The organism is Burkholderia sp. BDU5 (genome assembly GCF_001522845.1).
GTDB classification, from domain to species: domain Bacteria; phylum Pseudomonadota; class Gammaproteobacteria; order Burkholderiales; family Burkholderiaceae; genus Burkholderia; species Burkholderia mayonis.
Window position 1 is genome coordinate 1 of sequence record NZ_LOWC01000062.1, and the last position, 1452, is coordinate 1452.

The 1452-nt window shown below is 56.0% G+C and carries 2 protein-coding genes; both read left to right on the forward strand.

The window, feature by feature from the left end; all coding sequences use genetic code 11:
* The coding region (locus WS69_RS12170) for an effector protein Tle3 domain-containing protein (RefSeq protein WP_156438085.1) at positions 1-258 on the forward strand (258 nt) is incomplete at its 5' end.
* An 18-nt stretch (positions 259-276) separates the two neighbouring features.
* On the forward strand, positions 277-1452 hold a 1176-nt coding region (locus WS69_RS12175), incomplete at its 3' end, for a type VI lipase adapter Tla3 domain-containing protein (RefSeq protein ID WP_059471024.1).

Consider the following 1452-nt stretch of genomic DNA (forward strand, 5'->3'; position numbering starts at 1 on the left):
GTCGGCCAGGCGGTGACGTTGGATGATCCGGACTGGCGGCAGTTGTTGCTATTGATGGCTGATTGGAAGATGACGCCCCGTGCATTTAAGCAGATGAAAGAATGCAAGGCCTTCAACCGATTGGATCAAAGTACGCGTGGTTTTTTAGATGCGTGCTCAACATATTACCGATCGGGCATATTCCCAGCCGAGAGGTTTGTGCCGCTTACTTTTCCGCCATTGGTCACCAGCGAGCTGAAGGCTGAAAGCAAAACATGAGATTATCGAAGAGGCGATATGAAACCTCGTATCTGGCCGTTCGCGGCTGTATTCGTATTGATCGCGCTAGGTTGGACTTTCCTCGTGATGGCGAGGCATTATCAGGTTTGGGCAGCGACAGGACAGGAGATGCCGGGTATGGTGGGTAGCATTCGGAACGGTGTATTGGTTGCACTGGGCGTCATCGCTATGGCCTTCGCGGCGAGATATGTTTGGCTGCATCGCGCGCCTGCTGAGTCTGCGTCTGTGGTCGCAAATTCGGTGTCCGCTGCACCGGAGATGCCCGCTGCGGTGGTGCATGGAAACAACGGCACGCCGACGCTGCTTGCCCAGTTCGGCGAGAAGTTCGCGTTGGAGGTGCGTGGCCTCGGACTCGTCACTGGTAGTGAAACGAACGAGGAGATCTGGAATGCCATCGGGACAAAGGCAGACAACCACTCGACGTACATGTCGCAGAACCCCGACGACTATCCGGCTAACGACGATGCGCGAATGACCGAGCTCGGTTTGTCGACTCGGATCAGCTTCAAATTCGGAGCGCGCAATTCGGTTGAATATTGGCCCGTCCCAGTGTTTATTTGGGAGCCTCCAAAGGCGCAGCGCGCTGATCGGCCAGGCGCAGAACTTTCTGGGCTTCGACAAGAAGCGGGCCTGGGCGTCACGCTGCTGCTGTGGCAGGAAGATGCGAACACCGACGACGGCGCCAGCATCATTGAGAAGTTGTTCGCATTCTTCGACGCGCATCCAGATGTCCCTGAAGCGGTCGTCGTCACGTTTGATGGGGCAGCGACCCGAAAGCTTAACCAGACGCCGGGCTATGTGGACACATTCAAGCAGTCGAACATTCCCTCGATGCCGGACAGCATGGTCTCGATGCTTGTGTCCCGCTCGGATCGAGTTGACAGGTTTATCCGTCCGTACGCCGTCGAGCAGACTCAGAACGTCAACAAGAACACGACCGATTACGATATCACTCGGCTGTGGAACTACTTCTGGCAGATCAATCATGATTCTGGGCCGGACGGCTTCTCCGCACATTATGATGCAGAGGAACGGAAGGCAGGAGTCGACACGCCGATGTCACCGGGTTTCGTCACTTCTATGTGGTGGCAAACCAAACTTCCCGAATTCTGGAAGACGATCAGCAACAAAGGGCCGGGCGAATTCAAGCCGACGCCCTATATCCCGGTGCGT